This is a genomic window from Streptomyces sp. NRRL S-337, assembly GCF_000720175.1.
Lineage (GTDB): Bacteria > Actinomycetota > Actinomycetes > Streptomycetales > Streptomycetaceae > Streptomyces > Streptomyces siderophoricus.
This window is the reverse complement of record NZ_JOIX01000002.1, coordinates 351,002-366,224: the sequence shown is the minus strand read 5'-3', so window position 1 is coordinate 366,224 and position 15,223 is coordinate 351,002. Positions and strand designations below refer to the sequence as shown.

The window sequence follows — 15,223 nt, the reverse complement described above, 5'->3', positions numbered from 1 at the left end:
TGCAGGAAGGTGGTGGGCCCGGTACGGGGATGAAGCGTGGTCTGGTTGCGGTTCGGGGGCGCTTTCACGATGGCGTGGTGCCACGTCGGGTGGCTTCTACGAGGGTGAGCGGGAAGCGAGGCCGTCAAGAAATGCGAGCCGCAGTTCTGAAGGAGTTCGGGTCGTCGTTGGTGATCGAAACCGTGCCTGACCCCGTGGTGGGGACGGGCGAGGTCGTGGTTGATGTCGAGGCGGCCGGTGTGTTGCCCTACGCCGCGGAGGTGTTCCGCGGGGAACGCCAGTACCTGCTCACGCTGCCGGTGATTCCCGGAACCGGGGCGGTGGGTCGGGTGCGCGCCGTCGGCCCGGACTCGACGCGGCTGCGCGTCGGTGACTGGGTGCTGTGTGATCCGACCATTCGCGCGCGGGACGACGCGTTGACGCCGGACATCACACTCCAGGGCCTGAGTGCCCGCGGGGAGGGCGGCCTGCGCTTGCAGGAACACTTCGGGCACGGCTCGTTCGCCGAGCAACTGCTGGTCCCGACCGAGAACGTCTTTCCCCTCGGTGCCATCGATGCGGCGGACGCGGGCCGGTGGTGTGCACTCCTGGTCCTTCTCGTGCCGTACGGCGGTCTGCTCGCCGCCGGACTGCAGGCCGGCCAGACCGTGCTGATCAGCGGTGCCACCGGCAATTTCGGGAGCGCCGCCGTCGCGGTCGCGCTGGCGATGGGCGCGGGCAGCGTTGTCGCGCCGGGGCGGAATGAGGGGATGCTCTGCGAGCTGGAGCGCCGCTTCGGACCCCGTATCAGAACAGTGCGGTTGTCGGGTGATGAGGAGGCGGACCGGGAGCGGATGCGCGCGGCGGCGCCGGGGCCGATCGACGTCGTACTGGATCTGCTGCCGCCCTCGGCTCCAACGACCGCGGTACGGGCGGCGGTGATGACGGTCCGCGAGCATGGGACGGTGGTGCTCATGGGAGGCGTCGGCATGCTGGGAGGTGACGACCTCGCACTGCCCTATCCGTGGCTCATGAGGAACAACGTCACCCTACGCGGCCAGTGGTTGTGCCCCCGCCACGCCAACCCCCAAGTCATCCAACTGGCGAGGTCCGGACAACTGGACCTGCGGCAGTTCGACGTCACCGCCTTCGACCTTGCCGACGCCAACGCGGCCTTGCAGCACGCCGCTGTCGAGGGCGGACGCTTCAGCCTGACGGTCATTCGGCCGGGAGGGGGAGGGTGAGCGCGGTCGGAGTCAGTCATCGTGGGCTTCGAAGGCCGCCAGCCACACGCGGGGACCCACGACGGGTCTGGCTGGCTCGTTCGCCCCGTGGTCCGGGTCCCACGAACTGCTTGCCCCGTAGTCCCCTGGTCCCGTAGCCCACTGGCCCCGCGGTAGTCCGCTGGCCGGGCGTTCTTTTACCAGCGGACGGCGGTGAAGTCGATCGGCTGGGGGCGGAGCAGGCGGGTGCGTTCGGTGAGTGCTTGCAGGCGCTGGGACATCTCGTCGGCGGGGAGGTGGTGACGGTCGCCGTGGCCGGGGAGGACCCATTCGAACCGCAGCTGTGGGGCCGTCCTGGCAAGGGAGTTGGCCAATTCCTCGATGGAGTACCAGGTCACGCTCTCGGCTACCTCCAGATCGCCGGTGGTGCGGGACCAGTAGAAGCTGTCTCCGCTGAAGCAGTACCGGTCGTCGGCGAGGTAGAGCACGCTGCCTTGGGTGTGGCCGGGCAGGGGGTGAGCGGTGACCCCCTCGCCGATTTCGACGGGTTCGAGGCCGCGGATCACCTGGTCGGCGTCCGGTGCTGCGTCGAGGTCGCCCTCGTGGATCCACAGTCGGGCGCCGAAGTGGTCCGCGTAGCGGCGGCCGTGGGCGACGTGGTCGCGGTGGGTGAGCAGTACGTCGGTGACGGGGCCCAACGCGGTGTAGCGCGCCGCGAGTTCACGGCTCCAGCGAGGGGTGTCGATCATCATGACTGAGCCGGAGGGCCGCAGAAGGAGGTAGGAGTTGGCGCCGGCGGTGTGCTGGGAGTTGTGGCCGCAGATCAGGACGCCGTCGTCCAGGGCCATCGGGAAGGCATCGAGGGACCGGTCGGGCCGCCCGGACGTCGGGCGGATCGAGCGGGTGGGGCAAGCGAAGACGGCGGCGTGTAAGCGTCGGATCTCTTCCTCGTCGCGCGGCTGGCGCATGATCTGCGACGCGCCGGCGGCTTCGGTGATCAGGTCGGGTGCGAACTGCCGGGCGACGTCGCAGTTGGTGCAGCGGTCGTCGACGTACCAGCCGTCCATGGCAAGGCTCCTTCCGGGGAACGGACCCGAACCGGGCCGCCTTTTCAGGATGACCGTGTGCAACCGAAATCGGTAGCTCCCGCCGATCTTGTACTTCCGGGCCCGAACCGCTCTCACGAGGTGGCCAGGGGGGAGGGGTTTGGCGGTTTTTGAGTTGCTTGTGGGGTTTGCTACTTCTGCTCACCTTTGGGATTTTCGTTGTTGCATTGGGGGCTCTCGTGGCGACGGTGGCGGTGGGCTGGGGCTGTGCCGGCTCGGCGGACCCGGGCTGATCGCGCCGGGCACGCCTGGCCGCAGGTGGGTGACGGGCTTCCGCTCAGCCCTTTCGCCGTTCTGGACAGGCGTGGCTTGAGGGCGTTCCCGGCTATCCCGACTCCTGCATTGCGTCAACGTCGGTGTGCTCCGTGGAGGCCAGTCCCTGGAAGGTGAGTTGTACGGATTCGTGGCGGCCCTCAGTCGTCGCTTCCACGTCGAATCCGTGTACTCACTCAGGGGCTCGATGATCTGCTGCGGCGGGTGGGGGTGTGGCGAATCCTGCCGGTCGGCCACCCATGTCGGTGAATTTCCGGTGTTTGGCAGGGTTTGCGGGAACCCGGTTCCGCGTGGGCGCCTCCTCTTCCTCAGAGGCGCATAGCTGATGCGTCCGCGTTCGATGTGGGGGCGAGATATGACACGTACAGCGCAACGGTCCGCAGGAGCGCGGCGGGCGGCAGTAGGTGCGACGGTGGCGGCTGCGGCCGGGCTGGCTCTGGTGGTGGGGGTAGCGGCTCCCGGGCAGGCCGCGCCCGTCCAGGTGGCTGGTGGGGCACAGTCCAGGTCCGTGGCGAGTTGCGGCGCTGCGGTGACAGCGTCCAAGAGCGCCCCTGCAGCCCGGATGACCTCCGGAGCCCGGATGACGTCCGCAGCCCGAATGACCTCCTCAGAGCGGATGACGTCCGCGGGGCGGGCGGAAGCGGCTGACCCGGTTGTCGGCGTCACCGGTAGAGCGGGGGAGAAGGTCTCGTACAGTCTCGCCTCGGAGGCGCCGGTCGGGTTGTGGTCGTCCTCCGGGGTGACCCTGCGTACGCCGGTCTCCAAGGGCACCGTCCGCCTGGACGTCACCACGCACGGCTTCAGCGCCGCCTCCCTCATGATCCAGCGCTACGTTCCCAAGACCCACCGCTGGGTCGATCTGGACCAGCGGCCGGTCGGTAGCGACCATCCGGAGAAGGGGACGTTCACCTTCCCCGTCTCGGTGGCGGCGAGCGCCGGCCGCCCCGCCACGGTGGCCCTGCGCGTACAAGACATCGACCGGCCCGGCCGCCTGACCGTGGCCGCCTCGGTCAACGACGGACACGGCCACACCTACCGGGCGCCAGCCAGGAGCGCCGTCGTCGACCGGCCGACGACCACGATCACGGGCTGGCCGGACGGCACCGCACTGGCCCGTGGTGGCGCGGCGAAGGAGTTCACCCTCGCGGTCAAGAACACCACCAAGCGGGCCTACCCGGCACTGAACGCCGGCTATTTCGCCTACGGCCAGGGCAGCGGGCGTGCCGTGGAGCCGAAGGACTTGGTGCTCCAGCAGTACGTGCCCGGTCACGGCTGGCAGCGCGTCTCGCTGCTGCCCGGTGGCTGCGACCCCGGTATGGGCGCCCAGCTCATCCCGACCGCCAAGACGCCGCTGGCGCCGGGCGCCACCGCTGTCTACCGCCTGCGCCTGGCGGTCGCGGACTCCGCTCCCGTGGTCAAGGTGGACGCGGGTGTGTCGGTGGGCACCGGTGACACGTCGTTCTTCTACCGGACGCTGCCGTTCGAGATTCGCGCCCAGTAGCGTCCGGGGTAGGTAACTTCTGTGCCTCAGCACGATCTGGTGGCCGTCGGCATAGTGCCGGCGGCCTGCCGGGCGAGCGCGGTGCGGATCAGGGCGTTGACGAGGGCGGGCTGCTCCTGATGCGGCATGTGGCCCGCCTGCTCGATCGCGTGGAATGCGCCGTACGGGGCCAGCGCGGCCAGGGTCCGGGACACTTCCAGCGGGACCTCCGTATCGAGTCGGCCGTGTACGAAGACCGCCGGGACCCTCAGTCGGTCGATGGTCGCGCGCGGGTCGTGGAGGTTGCTTTCGGCGAAAAACTCGTCGATGAACACGCCTGATTCAGGACCTGCTGAACGGTCTGCTCTGCCAGGGCGGGGTCGGCCGCCGGGGCGAACCAGCGCGGGATCCACTCGGCCAGGGCCGCGGGGCGATCGGCGGCCAGTGCCGCGCACAGCGAGTGGAGCGCGCCCGCCATGCCCTGGCTGGGCCAGTAGCCGGGGCCGTTGATCGACACCACGCCGGCCACCTGCTCCGGTGCTCCGAGTGCCGCCTCCAGGGCGAAGGTGGCGCCCATCGAGCACCCCTTGTCGTGTCGTCTTATCTCGGCTCGGCACGGCGGCGCGTCATGTCGCGACCTGTCCGCATCAGCCGCCCGTGGGCTGCGGCGATGAGCAGGACCAGTTCACCGTGGGAGGCGGACGCGACCAAGGGGCACATGGCTCCTGGACTCATCAAGTAACGTGATGAATCCGGGCAGGCATGGAGGAGAGGGCCGGCGAGGGATGCGGCCCGCCGCGGGTGGGACCGTTGTCCGTATTGCTGGTGTCTGTCACTGCGGTAGCAGTCGGATAACTTCTGCGTCCAGCGGTGTACCGGGGCAGGAGGCCCAGGTAGGTTCAGCGCCCATGACAAAGGACGTCGCGAACATCGACCGGCAGCAGCTGATGGTGGAGGCGCTCCAGGAATTCGCGGCGCGCAGTGACGAGCAGTTGGACTGGACCCTGGGTCTGGTCCGGCACCGGCTCGGGGCCGCCCGCCGATTGGGGGTTCCGGTGCCCGAGGACCTGGCCAGCAGGGTGGCGCGGCTGTGCGAGAAGCGCAACTGGCCGCTTGATGAGCAGGAGCAGCAGGAGCAGCAGGAGCAGCAGGAGCAGCAGGAGCAGCGGGAACAGCGGAAGCCGCAGGGGCCGCGGGACTGAGCCGGGAGGCCGCCAGCCCTCGTCCCCGGAGGCCGCCAGTACTCGCCCCGGAGGCCGCCAGCCCTCGACCCGAGTGAGGTGCACAAGGGCGCTGCCGCCCCCCCCCGTGACCGGACGTTGCTGCTGCACCCTGACCGGCCGGCGCCGCCGCCACCCCGGCCGTACGGCGTTGTTGCCGCGCCGAGCGGCGGTTTTGCTGGTGTGTCCGGTGGCGGTTACGGCGATTTCGGCGTGCGTCGTGGTCAAGTGAAGGCTGGCCCCGGCCACGCCCCCGTGGCGCTTCCAGGGGCGCAGACAGGGCTGTGACGTGCCGGAACGTGGTGCGCCTGCCCCTTGGTCGGCGAGACCATGCGGAGACCGTGAGGAGGTGCGATGCGCCGTAGTGGCGGGACCGCACCCTGCGCGCCAGCCTGTGCTGCGCGGGCTGACAGTGGTGACGGCGACCATGGCAGTGACGGTGAGGGTGGAGGCGGAGTCCGGTGAGGACGCTGCCAGGGCCCACCGATCATGTTGTGGTGGTCGGGGCCGGGCTCTCCGGCTTGTCCGCCGCGCTGCATCTGCTCGGCGCGGGCCGCCAGGTGACCGTCGTCGAGCGGGCCGGGCTGCCGGGCGGGCGGGCCGGGCGGGTCGACCACGGCGGCTATCGCATCGACACCGGACCCACCGTGCTGACCATGCCGGACCTGATCGAGGAGGCGTTCGCCGCCGTCGGTGAGCGGCTTTCGGACCGGCTGGTGCTGCAGCAGCTGCACCCGGCGTACCGCGCCCGGTTCGCCGACGGCAGCGAGCTGGACGTGCACACCGACCCTCAGGCCATGGAGGCCGAGGTGGAGCGGTTCGCCGGCCCCCGCGCGGCGCACGGCTACCGGCGGCTGCGGCGCTGGCTGGAGCAGGTGTACCAGGCCCAGCACCGCCGCTTCATCGACAGCAACTTCGACTCGCCGCTGCAACTGCTGCACCCGGACCTGGCGCGGCTGGCCGCGCTCGGCGGGTTCGGCCGGCTCGACGACCGCATCGGCCGGTTCCTGACCGACCCGCGGCTGCGCAGGGTCTTCTCGTTCCAGGCGCTCTACGCGGGGGTGCCGCCCGCCCGGGCCCTGGCCGCGTACGCCGTCATCGCCTACATGGACACGGTCGCCGGGGTGTACTTCCCGCGCGGCGGTATGCATGCGCTGCCGCGGGCGATGGCCGATGCCGCCGCTGCTGCCGGTGCGGCATTCCGCTACGGCACGCCCGTCACCCGGCTGGAACGCGCCGGCGGCCGGATCAGCGCGGTGGTCACCGCACACGAGCGGATCGCCTGCGACGCGGTGGTGCTCACCCCGGACCTCCCGGTCACCTACCGCCTGCTCGGCCGGCGGCCCCGGCGTCCTGTCCGGCTGCGCCACGCGCCGTCCGCCGTGGTCCTGCACGCGGGTGGCGCGCGGACCTGGCCGGGCACCGCGCACCACACGCTCTCCTTCGGCGCGGCCTGGGAGCGCACCTTCGACGAACTCACCCGCCGCGGACAGCTGATGAGCGATCCGTCGCTGCTGGTGACCCGCCCCACCGCCTCGGACCCCGCACTCGCCCCGCCGGGCCGGCATCTGCACTACGTCCTGGCGCCGTGCCCCAACACCGAGACCGGACCGGGTGCCGAGGGCTGGCCCGCGCTCGCGCCCCGGTACCGGGACAATCTGCTGTCGCTCCTGGAGCGCCGCGGGTTCACCGGGCTCGCCACCGCCGAGGACCTGGGCACGGTCACGCCGGCCGACTGGGCGGCGCAGGGACTGGCCGCCGGTACGCCGTTCTCCGCCGCGCACACCTTTGCGCAGACCGGCCCGTTCCGCCCCCGCAACCTCGTACGCGGTACCGAGAACGCCGTGCTGGCGGGGTGCGGCACGACCCCCGGCGTCGGTGTCCCGACCGTGCTGATCTCGGGCAAGCTGGCGGCCGCCCGGGTGACCGGGCTCCGTCCGCCGCGTTCCCGCGCCGGCGCGCCCCGGACCGGTGAACGGACCGTACCGGCATGACGGAGCGCGAACTGACCGCGGCGGGCATCACCGATCCCCGGCTGCGCGCCGACTACGCCCACTGCCGCCGGCTCAACGCCCGGCACGGCAGAACGTACTTCCTGGCCACCCGGCTGCTGCCGGCCGACCGGCGGCCGGCCGTGCACGCGCTCTACGGTTTCGCCCGCCACGCCGACGACCTCGTGGACGACCCGGCAACCGGCAGCAGCACCGCCGACCGCGCGCGGGCGCTCTCCGCGCTGCACCGGACCCTGCAGGACGGTCTGCGCGGCGAACCGAGCCCGGAGCCGGTCGTCCGGGCGGTGGCGCACACCGTCGCCGCGTACGGCATCGACCATGCCCACTTCGCCGACTTCCTGACGTCGATGCGGATGGACCTGGTCGTCACGGACTACCCGACCTACGCGGACCTGCGGTCCTATATGCACGGCTCGGCGGCGGTGATCGGCCTGCAGATACTGCCCGTACTCGGCACCGTCGTCCCCCGCCAGGAAGCCGCCCCGCACGCCGCCGCGCTCGGCGTCGCCTTCCAGCTGACCAACTTCCTGCGGGACGTCGGAGAGGACCTCGACCGGGGGCGGGTCTATCTGCCTGCCGATCTGCTGGCGGCGCACGGTGTCGACCGCGCACTGCTGCGGTGGAGTCGGGACACCGGCCGCCCGGACCCGCGTATCGCCGAGGCGCTGGCGGCCGCGGCCGAGCTCACCCGCGGCGTCTACCGGGAGGCGGCCCCCGGCCTCGCCATGCTCGACCCGGTGTCGCGTCCGTGCATGCGCACCGCCTTCGTGCTCTACGGTGCCATCCTCGACGCGGTGCGCGAGGACGGGTACGCCGTGCTGCACCGGCGTGCGGTGGTCTCCCGCCGGCGCCGCGCGGTCACCGCACTGGGCGGGCTGGCCCGGTCCGTCGCGGCCCGTCTGACCGCCCCGCCGTCCGCAGCGCCGCGGGAACGGATGCCGCAGCCGGCGCAGAAGGAGAGCGCATGAGCCCGCGCGCCCGTCACCGGCCACGAGTCCCGCTGCGGCTGCGGCACAGGCCCGAGCGGTGGGAGCGGCAGCGGCCCACCTGGCGGGACGCCCGGCCCGCCGTCATCGACGGGGCGCTGAAAAGGGCGCTCGCCCGACCGTCGGGCAACTGGTTCGTGCTCGGCGCGGCCCACGACATCGGGCCCCGGAAGCCGTTCGGCCGGACGGTGGCCGGCGTCGAGGTGGTCGCCTGGCGCGAGGCCACCGGGCGTCTGGTGGCCGGGCCGGGGGCCTGCCCGCACCTCGGGGCGCCGCTGGCGGAGGGCGCCGTGCACTGCGGCACGCTCCGCTGCCGCTGGCACGGACTGGCCCTGGACGGCGCCGCGTTCGCCGGCTGGGAACCGTTCCCCGCCCACGACGACGGAGTGCTCGCCTGGGTCCGGCTGGACGCGGCCGGCGGCGAACCGCCCCTGCCGCGGCCGGTGCTCCCGCCCCGGCCCGGACCGGCCGGCACGCTCGTCGCCGTGCACACCGCCGTGGGCGAGTGCGAACCGGAGGACGTGGTGGCCAACCGGCTGGACCCCTGGCACGGGGCGTGGTTCCACCCCTACTCGTTCGTGGACCTCAGGGTGGTCGGCGCACCGACGGAGGCCGGTACCGAGGGCCCGGACGAGTTCCTGGTCGAGGTCTCCTTCAAGGTCGCCGGGCGCGCGGTGGTTCCGGTGACGGCACGTTTCACCGCGCCGGAGCCGCGCACGGTGGTGATGCACCTCGTCGACGGCGAGGGGGCGGGGTCGGTGGTCGAGACCCATGCCACGCCACTGGCCCCGGACGACCGCGGCCGGCCGCGCACCGCGGTGGTCGAAGCGGTGCTGGCCCGCTCCGACCGGTCCGGATTCGCGCTGGCCCGCGCCGCTGCTCCGCTGGTGCGCCCGTTGATGCGGGCGGCCGCCGGCCGGCTGTGGCGGGATGACCTCGCGTACGCCGAGCGCCGTTGGCAGCTGCGCCACAGCGGCCGCTGGCCGGGCTGACGGCCGCTGTTCGGGCTGACCGGGCCGAGGCACGAGGGGCGGGGGCGGTCAGCGTCCGGCGCGTCCGGCCGCCCACCGCAGTGCCGCCACCCGTCCCTTGTCCGGCACGGTCCACAGGGGGTGACCGCGCACGCCCCAGCGGGCCAACAGGGCGTTGGCCGCCAGGAACCCGGTGGTCGCCGCGCGCTCCATCAGCGCCACCGGCAGCGCCGTGCGCACCAGGTCGCCGGCGACCACCACCCGGGGGTCGGGAGTGTGGACGGTGGGCCGGTCGGCGTAGCCGCCCACCGCGAACAGCGGACAGTCGGCCCGCCACTCGTGGCGCTGGTCGACGATCCGCACCCCGCGGGTCTCCGGGTAGACGGTGTGCAACTGCTCGACCAGACGGCGCTGTTCGTGTGCCCGGTCGGCGTCCGGCCGCACCGCGTAGGCGTGCAGTTCGAGGACGGAACCGCCGGTGCGGCCGGACCAGCGGGCGGCCTCGCCCTCCCAGCGTTCCAGCACGCTGATGTTGTCCAGCGAACCGAAGCCGCTGGTGCCCAGGAAGCCGGGGCGGTCGGGGGCCACCCGCCGCTCCAGCCACAGCCGGGACACCAGGAACGGCGGCGCGGTGCGCAGCCGCCCGATGCGCGCCCGCCAGGCGGCGTCACCCAGTCCGTCGGATGCCGCCACGATCCGCCGCAGACCGGCGGTGTCGAGCGCGAGCACCACGGCGTCGTACCGGTGCGTCGCGCTGCCCGTGGCCACGCGCACCCGGCCGCCCCCCGGCGCGACGCGCTCCACCGGCGTGCCCGTCCGCAGCCGTACGCCGTGCCCTTCCAGGTACCGGGCGAGCGGAGCCCACAGCGCCTGCGGGTACGGCTCCGCGGGCACGTCGAACAGGAGCCCCTCGCTGGACCCGAGGAAGTAGATGTGGAACATCAACGCCATTTCCGCCGCGGACAGTTGGCGAGGATCGGCGAAGAAGCTCCGGGAGAACACCTCGAACGCGAGGTGGCGCGCGGCCTTGGGGAAGCCGATGCGGGCCAGCAGGTCCCAGGCGCTGGTTCCGTCGAGCCGCTGGTAGATCTGCGGCACCCGGACGTCGAGCAGCGGCAGGGCCGCGCCGGGGCGCATCCGGGCCAGGTCCCGCCAGGCGAAGGTCGGGCTGAGGGCCATGAAACCCAGGGCGCTCCAGGGCGGTGTGCGCGGTACGCGGGCGAAGCTGTCGCGGGTGCCCGAGCGGTGCAGCAGCGGATAGTCCGGGAGCCGTCGCAGCACTCGCAGTCCCGGGTCGATGCGCCGCAGCAGCCCCCGCAGGTTGTAGTACTGGGGGAAGAAGGCGTGGAATCCCCGGCTCATGGTCGCCGCCGAGCCGTCGGCGAGCCGCACCGGCCAGCCCGCCAGCCGGCCCCCGAGGACGCCTTCGCGCTCGTACAGCGTCACCCGCACCCCGCGCTCGGCCAGCGCCGTGGCGGCCGTCAGGCCGGCGATGCCGCCGCCGATCACCGCCACCGCGGGCGGCCCGTCGGCCGCCGCCCGTGCGGCACCCGGGGGCCCGTGCAGCACCCGCGCGCGGCGGTCGCGGCCGCGCCGGCCGGCCGTGGGGGACGAGGGCACGTACCGAGCGTTCATGGTTCCTCCCGGTGGCGGGCCGCCCCGGTCACCACGGGGCGGACTTTCGGGGCAGCAGCGGGAGTTCGGCGACGGTACGGAGCATGGGGAGCACGGGCGTGCGCAACCCGATGGTCAGGTCCTCCCAGAGCCGGGAACGACCGTCGAGGAACCGCAGCAGACGCTCGGTGGGCACCGCGCCGAACAGGTCGCTGAAGAACGCGGCGCCGTCCACCCGCCCGCTGTCCAGCCCGCGCAGCAGCACGGCGTCCAGCGCCCGGGCCCAACGGCTGTGCACCGGCGGCGGCAGGGGCGCCCCGGGCCGCCGGAGCGCGGCGGCGAGGCCCGCGGTCTGGCGCTGCACCGCGGCGAAGGTGTAGCCGGTCGACGGGCGGGTGGCGCCGCCGGCGGTCCCGATGCGGAAGACCGAGCGCCCCGCCCGGTGCGGAAACCGGCCGTCGGTCATCGGGATGACGCCCTGTTCCGCACCCGTGATCTCGAACGGACCGAGCTTGCGCACCTCGTCGGTGTAGTGGCGCAACGCCCTTTCGTAGTCGGCGACCGCCAGCGGCCGCCGGGAGAACCGGGTGTACTCCACCAGCGCCGTGTGCGGGTCCAGCGGAAGGACGTACCCGAACGCGAGGCCGTGGGCCGGTTGCGGAACGCGGAAGTCCATCCAGTCCGCCACATCCGGGTCGAAGACCGCTCTGCGGGTACGGACGAACCAGCCCCGGAAGTGCTGCCGCAGCGTGGTGCGGGCGGGCGGGAGCAGTTGCCCCGGGCGGGAGTCGAAGGCCCAGCGGGCCCGCAGCGCCACCGGGCGCCCCGCAGCATCGCACCCCCGCACCTCGGCGCCGTCGGCGGTGTCGCGCACCGCCGTCACCGTCGCCTCGACGCGCCGCACGGCGGGGTCCCCGGCCAGCCGGGCCTCGACGGCGGCGGCGAAATCGCCCGACCGCAGCATCTTGTACCGCAGCGGCGCGGGCCGCCCCACCCGCTGTGTGCCGTCGGGTCCGTACACCCGCAGGGCGTCCCATTCGGCAGTCAGCGCCCGGTCGAAGTCGCCGCCCGGCGCCTCCCAGAAACACCAGGTACGTTCCGGCGGTCTTCGCGGTCCAGGAGGTGCGTCCACCAACACCACGGTCGGCCGACGTGCTCCGGCATCCGGTGCGCCGCACAGCCGGTAGGCCAGCGACAGCCCCGCCGCTCCCGCGCCGACGATGACCACATCCGCGTCCCGCACACCCGTCCTTTCCGTCCGGCCACCCAGCACCCATGGCGCCCGCGGGCGCCCGCGACGATCCTTCCCCAGCCGGGGCGGGGACGACGGCCGCCACGCGCGGCGAGGCGGGGGAATGCCGGTGGACGGGGCCCACGGCAACGCCACGGCAACTCCACGGTGCTCCTGCGGCCCTGGAGCGCGCGACGTCCCGCCGTCGGCCGCACGTGCCGTCGCGGCAGGGCGCGCCGTCCTATGCGCCGGCTGTGTGGCGGGTGTTGTGAGTGAGGCCGCGGCGCATCAGGACCACGTAGAGGGCCGAGGCGACGGCGATGCCCACAGGGAGGGCGAGGTCGATGCCGTGCAGGGCGCGGGCGAGGGGGCCGGTGTAGAGAGAGGGTGTGGGGCGACGCCGGCCGCCGCGGCGACGATCTCCGCGCGCCGTGCGGCACCCTGCAGGGAATGCCCCTCAACGCCGCCCGCGCCGCGGGCGAGGAGCACCACGCCGGCCGGCTCGCCATCGGCCACCGCGCCGACCTCACCGTCCTCGCCGACAACCCGCTCACCACCCCCGCCACCGACCTGCCCGACCTCCCCGTGCTGCTCACCATCCTGGACGGCCGCCCGACCCATCGCGACACGAGCCTGTGAGGCGGGTGTCAGGTCCGTCGGAGAATGTGGCCGGAGCAACCGCCACGAACGCTCGACCGTCGTCGTCTCGCTGCTGGCCGCCAACCGAGACCCCCGGCGCTTCGACGACCCCGACACCCTGGACGTCCACCGCAAGGCCCGCGGTCACCTGTCCTTCGGTCACGGCGTCCACCAATGCCTCGGCCAGCAACTGGCCCGCATCGAGATGCGCGCAGGTTTCGACGGACTGCTGCGTCGCTTCCTGACCCTCGAACTCGCCGTTCCCGCCGCCGAGGTGAAACTCCGGACCGACATGAACATCTACGGCGTCCACGAACTGCCGGTCAGCTGGACGGAAACGGCCCGCTAGCAGGCAGCCGCACTCGCCACGACAGCCGGCGCACCCCAGTCATTCCGTTTCGGTCACCGTCCGGTGCGCTTGGTGGCGTACGTCAGGATGCGGGTGCCTGCGCAGGGAGCGCAGGAGTGACCGCCATTCCTCGGGCCAGCCGAGGCTTGTTCATGGCGCGGTAGGTACCGGTCGGGGGAGGTCAGCCAGCGGACGACCCGCTCGGCGTCCGCGTCGACCAGGGCGCCGAGCCCGGTGTGCAGCGGGCGCGGCAGGCCTTCGGGCCCGTACCGCTCCAGCAGCGTCAGCACCCGCTCGGGGCGCAGCGGCGCGAGCACGGCGACCGCCGTGGCGTGCAGCCGCCACCAGTCCTCCCGCTGCCGTTCGCCGGCGCGTTCGGCCAGGGCGGCTTCGGCGTGGTCCAGCACCGGGTCGGGATGCCGGCGCGCGAGTCCTGTCCAGCTGTCGACGGCGTGCGCGAGCTCGGGGAGGTGCCCCGCCACGAAGGCGGTGGTACAGGCCGGCAGCAGGCGCGCGGCCTCGGCGTCGCCCCAGTCCGCGCGCAGCCGCACCACCAGCCGTTCGGCGAGCGCGGTGCGTCCGCCGGCGGCGAGCAGGCGGGCCAGCCGGTGCCGCAGCACGGCCGGTGCCTCGTCGTACGCGGCCTCCACCGCCTCGTCCGGCACCGGCAGCAGGCGGGCGGCGCGCCGGGCGTAACCGGCGACGACCGGGTCGGGATCGGCGAGCCGCCCGGCGAGGAACCCGGCGTCCTCCCCGGCGAGGGCGGCCAATGCTGCGAGCCGCCGCTCGTACGGCCCCCGCCCGTCCAAATCGGCGAGCACCGGGGCGAGTTGGCCCTCCTCCGCCAGCCGATGGGCCGTCCTCGCGGTGAGGGAGAGGCGGGCGGGGAACGGCAGCGGTTCGAGTGCGGAGCGCAAGTGCTCCGCGGTGGTCGGCATGCGCGCATTGTGCCCGGGATGATTCGTTCGTGCGATCGAATATCGGGGTAAGGGTCCGCATCCCGGACGATCGCTCCGCGTGCCGGCTCGCTCATGCGTACCGTTCGTGCCGGTGGGAACCGAACGAACCGGGCCAGGTGACGATCGATGAACGACCGGGACAGCCAGGCGGACGGCCTGCGCGTACGCACAGGTGCTGAACGCCGTGACGCCGTGGAGGAGGGGGAGACCGGTGCGCGGGCGGCCGAGCTGCGCGTGGCGCTCGACGGCATCCGGAGCATCCGCCGTCTGGCCAACTCCGGTCCCGAGCCGCAGACGCGTCCCGCCGAGTGGGAGCGGCGCCAGCTGCTGCGCACGGTGAGCCTGCTTCTGGAGGCCGCGGGCATGGCGCCGTCAGCCGTCTGCGAGGACGGCGAACCGGCGCGGACCGGCTACCGCACGGATGACGGGGAGCGGGCGGGGCTGGTGGTGGTGCGGTGGGTCGGGCCGCGGGGCAGTGGTGCCCGCTACCAGGAGCGGGAGAGCCTCCTGCGGTGCCGGCAGGTACTGCGCGACTGGGGCTTCGAGGCCCTGGAAGTCCGCGGCCCGGGCGGCCGCCGCCACCTGGAGGTGGAGGCCGGCCCCGGGTGAGGCCGGACGTGGGCCGGGCGCCCTTCACCCACGAGCAACCACCCGGCCCCGAGGCGATCAATCGGCGCTGACCGGCCGTTCGAAGAAGGTCTCCAGCACGACCGTCGCCTGAGTCCCGCTCACGCCCTCGATCGCGTAGAGGCGCCGCAGGACGTGCTGCAACTCCTCCGTGGTGGCCGTGCGCACCTTGACGAGGACGGAGGCGGCGCCCGCGATGATGTGCGCTTCCTGAATCTCGGGAATGGCGGCGAAGGATGCGGCCGCGTCCCCCATCCAGGCCGACGAGTCGACCATGACGAAGGCGAGCACGCCCCGCCCGAGGGCGGCCGGGTCGACGTCCACGGTGGTGTGGCGGATGACGCCACGCTCGCGGAGCTTGCGTACGCGCTCGTGAGCCGCGCCGGCCGACAGTCCGACCGCCTTGCCGAGCGCGGCGTAGGCCTGGCCGGCATCACGCTGAAGCTCCGCGATCAGCGCCCGGTCGATGTCGTCCACGAGCTCCTTATGAACCATTCCCATATCGCCACCATATCTGGTTCGGGCACACTAGTATCTCTGCGAATGTGGTTCGA

At 73.1% G+C, this 15,223-nt stretch carries 15 protein-coding genes and 1 pseudogene; 9 read left to right on the top strand and 7 right to left on the bottom strand.

The genetic code is table 11. The features are described 5' to 3' along the window. The first annotated feature begins 131 nt into the window (after positions 1-131). On the top strand, positions 132-1,223 hold the full coding sequence (locus IG62_RS0104005; protein ID WP_030797614.1) for an alcohol dehydrogenase catalytic domain-containing protein: 1,092 nt from the start codon (positions 132-134) through the stop codon (positions 1,221-1,223). Between the two features lie 176 nt (positions 1,224-1,399). Here IG62_RS0104005 and IG62_RS0104000 read toward each other — a convergent pair whose 3' ends face one another. Beyond that, complete coding sequence (locus IG62_RS0104000) at positions 1,400-2,269, bottom strand: MBL fold metallo-hydrolase (RefSeq protein ID WP_030797611.1); 870 nt, start codon at positions 2,267-2,269, stop codon at positions 1,400-1,402. Between the two features lie 910 nt (positions 2,270-3,179). Here IG62_RS0104000 and IG62_RS0103995 point away from each other — a divergent pair. After that, positions 3,180-4,082 carry a hypothetical protein gene (locus tag IG62_RS0103995; RefSeq protein ID WP_078871796.1) on the top strand — a complete coding sequence of 301 codons (903 nt, stop codon included), beginning with the start codon at positions 3,180-3,182 and terminating at the stop codon, positions 4,080-4,082. Between the two features lie 26 nt (positions 4,083-4,108). Here IG62_RS0103995 and IG62_RS47015 read toward each other — a convergent pair whose 3' ends face one another. Beyond that, the gene (locus tag IG62_RS47015) at positions 4,109-4,276 is read right to left on the bottom strand and encodes a hypothetical protein (protein WP_158794974.1); all 168 of its coding nucleotides are present in this window, start codon (positions 4,274-4,276) and stop codon (positions 4,109-4,111) included. 53 nt (positions 4,277-4,329) lie between these two features. Further along, positions 4,330-4,638 carry a hypothetical protein gene (locus tag IG62_RS47010; RefSeq protein ID WP_158794973.1) on the bottom strand — a complete coding sequence of 103 codons (309 nt, stop codon included), beginning with the start codon at positions 4,636-4,638 and terminating at the stop codon, positions 4,330-4,332. A gap of 331 nt (positions 4,639-4,969) precedes the next feature. On the opposite strand from IG62_RS47010, the gene IG62_RS0103980 reads away from it, so the two are divergent. The 4 genes from IG62_RS0103980 to IG62_RS0103965 all read left to right on the top strand — a co-directional run bounded on the left by IG62_RS0103980 (position 4,970) and on the right by IG62_RS0103965 (position 9,271). Beyond that, positions 4,970-5,263: a hypothetical protein gene (locus IG62_RS0103980; protein ID WP_030797608.1), complete on the top strand. Its 294-nt coding sequence runs from the start codon at positions 4,970-4,972 to the stop codon at positions 5,261-5,263. Positions 5,264-5,742: 479 nt separating this feature from the next. Then, entirely contained in the window at positions 5,743-7,275 is a 1,533-nt protein-coding gene (crtI, locus tag IG62_RS0103975; protein WP_030797606.1) for a phytoene desaturase family protein, read from the top strand. Next, positions 7,272-8,261: a phytoene/squalene synthase family protein gene (locus tag IG62_RS0103970; RefSeq protein ID WP_030797604.1), complete on the top strand. Its 990-nt coding sequence runs from the start codon at positions 7,272-7,274 to the stop codon at positions 8,259-8,261. Before crtI ends, IG62_RS0103970 begins: the two co-directional genes overlap by 4 nt. After that, positions 8,258-9,271, top strand: coding sequence for a DUF5914 domain-containing protein (locus IG62_RS0103965; protein ID WP_030797602.1), 1,014 nt, complete (start codon positions 8,258-8,260; stop codon positions 9,269-9,271). The genes IG62_RS0103970 and IG62_RS0103965 overlap by 4 nt, the downstream gene beginning before the upstream one ends. Positions 9,272-9,319: 48 nt before the next feature. On the opposite strand, the gene IG62_RS0103960 is transcribed toward IG62_RS0103965, so the two are convergent. Both IG62_RS0103960 and IG62_RS0103955 read right to left on the bottom strand, forming a co-directional pair. Next, entirely contained in the window at positions 9,320-10,885 is a 1,566-nt protein-coding gene (locus tag IG62_RS0103960) for an FAD-dependent oxidoreductase (RefSeq protein ID WP_030797600.1), read from the bottom strand. 28 nt (positions 10,886-10,913) lie between these two features. Continuing rightward, on the bottom strand, positions 10,914-12,107 hold the full coding sequence (locus IG62_RS0103955) for a lycopene cyclase family protein (protein ID WP_030797599.1): 1,194 nt from the start codon (positions 12,105-12,107) through the stop codon (positions 10,914-10,916). 438 nt (positions 12,108-12,545) lie between these two features. On the opposite strand from IG62_RS0103955, the gene IG62_RS0103950 reads away from it, so the two are divergent. Then, entirely contained in the window at positions 12,546-12,734 is a 189-nt protein-coding gene (locus tag IG62_RS0103950) for an amidohydrolase family protein (protein WP_078871803.1), read from the top strand. A gap of 49 nt (positions 12,735-12,783) precedes the next feature. Further along, positions 12,784-13,083, top strand: a pseudogene (locus tag IG62_RS44200) (cytochrome P450); the annotation flags it as partial. A gap of 53 nt (positions 13,084-13,136) precedes the next feature. On the opposite strand, the gene IG62_RS0103940 reads toward IG62_RS44200, so the two are convergent. After that, positions 13,137-14,021 carry a hypothetical protein gene (locus tag IG62_RS0103940; RefSeq protein ID WP_030797594.1) on the bottom strand — a complete coding sequence of 295 codons (885 nt, stop codon included), beginning with the start codon at positions 14,019-14,021 and terminating at the stop codon, positions 13,137-13,139. A gap of 147 nt (positions 14,022-14,168) precedes the next feature. Here IG62_RS0103940 and IG62_RS0103935 point away from each other — a divergent pair, with 147 nt between their 5' ends. Further along, positions 14,169-14,651, top strand: coding sequence for a hypothetical protein (locus tag IG62_RS0103935; protein ID WP_037837710.1), 483 nt, complete (start codon positions 14,169-14,171; stop codon positions 14,649-14,651). Positions 14,652-14,708: 57 nt separating this feature from the next. On the opposite strand, the gene IG62_RS0103930 is transcribed toward IG62_RS0103935, so the two are convergent. Next, positions 14,709-15,146: an Lrp/AsnC family transcriptional regulator gene (locus tag IG62_RS0103930; RefSeq protein WP_030797590.1), complete on the bottom strand. Its 438-nt coding sequence runs from the start codon at positions 15,144-15,146 to the stop codon at positions 14,709-14,711. Positions 15,147-15,223 lie beyond the last annotated feature (77 nt).

What these genes read in the sequence shown, in the direction of transcription:
- IG62_RS0103960 (WP_030797600.1), bottom strand. Translation starts at nt 10,885, where the DNA reads ATGAACGCTCGGTACGTGCCCTCGTCCCCCACGGCCGGCCGGCGCGGC.
- IG62_RS0103965 (WP_030797602.1), top strand. Translation starts at nt 8,258, where the DNA reads ATGAGCCCGCGCGCCCGTCACCGGCCACGAGTCCCGCTGCGGCTGCGG.
- IG62_RS0104000 (WP_030797611.1), bottom strand. Translation starts at nt 2,269, where the DNA reads ATGGACGGCTGGTACGTCGACGACCGCTGCACCAACTGCGACGTCGCC.
- IG62_RS0103940 (WP_030797594.1), bottom strand. Translation starts at nt 14,021, where the DNA reads ATGCCGACCACCGCGGAGCACTTGCGCTCCGCACTCGAACCGCTGCCG.
- IG62_RS0103980 (WP_030797608.1), top strand. Translation starts at nt 4,970, where the DNA reads ATGACAAAGGACGTCGCGAACATCGACCGGCAGCAGCTGATGGTGGAG.
- IG62_RS0103950 (WP_078871803.1), top strand. Translation starts at nt 12,546, where the DNA reads ATGCCCCTCAACGCCGCCCGCGCCGCGGGCGAGGAGCACCACGCCGGC.
- IG62_RS0103935 (WP_037837710.1), top strand. Translation starts at nt 14,169, where the DNA reads ATGAACGACCGGGACAGCCAGGCGGACGGCCTGCGCGTACGCACAGGT.
- IG62_RS0103970 (WP_030797604.1), top strand. Translation starts at nt 7,272, where the DNA reads ATGACGGAGCGCGAACTGACCGCGGCGGGCATCACCGATCCCCGGCTG.
- IG62_RS0103995 (WP_078871796.1), top strand. Translation starts at nt 3,180, where the DNA reads ATGACCTCCTCAGAGCGGATGACGTCCGCGGGGCGGGCGGAAGCGGCT.
- IG62_RS0104005 (WP_030797614.1), top strand. Translation starts at nt 132, where the DNA reads ATGCGAGCCGCAGTTCTGAAGGAGTTCGGGTCGTCGTTGGTGATCGAA.
- IG62_RS47010 (WP_158794973.1), bottom strand. Translation starts at nt 4,638, where the DNA reads ATGGGCGCCACCTTCGCCCTGGAGGCGGCACTCGGAGCACCGGAGCAG.